1 protein-coding gene is annotated in these 527 nt (G+C 63.8%); it reads right to left on the bottom strand.

The genetic code is table 11. The features are described 5' to 3' along the window. Nucleotides 1–202 precede the first annotated feature (202 nt). A partial coding sequence (locus RVY79_RS17130; protein ID WP_317465675.1) for a zinc-binding dehydrogenase occupies nucleotides 203–527 on the bottom strand: 325 nt, incomplete at its 5' end.

Raw genomic sequence — 527 nt, 5'->3', positions numbered from 1 at the left:
AATCAACAATTGGCATGCGCACAGTACAGCGCAGTCGTGGCGCCAAACCTAGGGCAGACATTACGGTGCGCTACAGCGCGGCGTTGTCAGTGGCTGGCGGCCGAGGGTCAGCGATGCCTTGGCGTAGAAGCGCCAAGGCGTGCGCACAGACCCTGACGCTGGAGCAGCATCGTGCACTCCAGTGCCGTCACGCTGAATCGGTTCAGACCGTCACAACAATCTTGCCGAACTGCTGATTGGATTCCAGATAGCGGTGGGCCTCGACGATCTGCTCCAGCGGGAACACACGGTCGATGACCGGCTTGAGCGCGCCAGAGGCCAGCCCATCGAGGATGAACTGCTTGGCGGCGGCCAGCTTGGCGGGATCGCGCACGACCAGCTTGTACTGATAGCCCTGCACCGTCAGTTGCTTGCCCAGCACCGGGAACAGCGGGAACGCCGTCGCCCCCGTGCTCAGCGCGCCGTACTCGGGCAAGACCGGCGGCCTACACCCAAGCTGCGCAGCTTCATTGACGCGGTGATCGCCG

It is taken from the genome of Chromohalobacter sp. HP20-39 (genome assembly GCF_033052815.1).
GTDB lineage: Bacteria > Pseudomonadota > Gammaproteobacteria > Pseudomonadales > Halomonadaceae > Chromohalobacter.
Note: the sequence above shows the minus strand (reverse complement) of the source record. Positions and strands in the feature narration are given on the sequence as shown.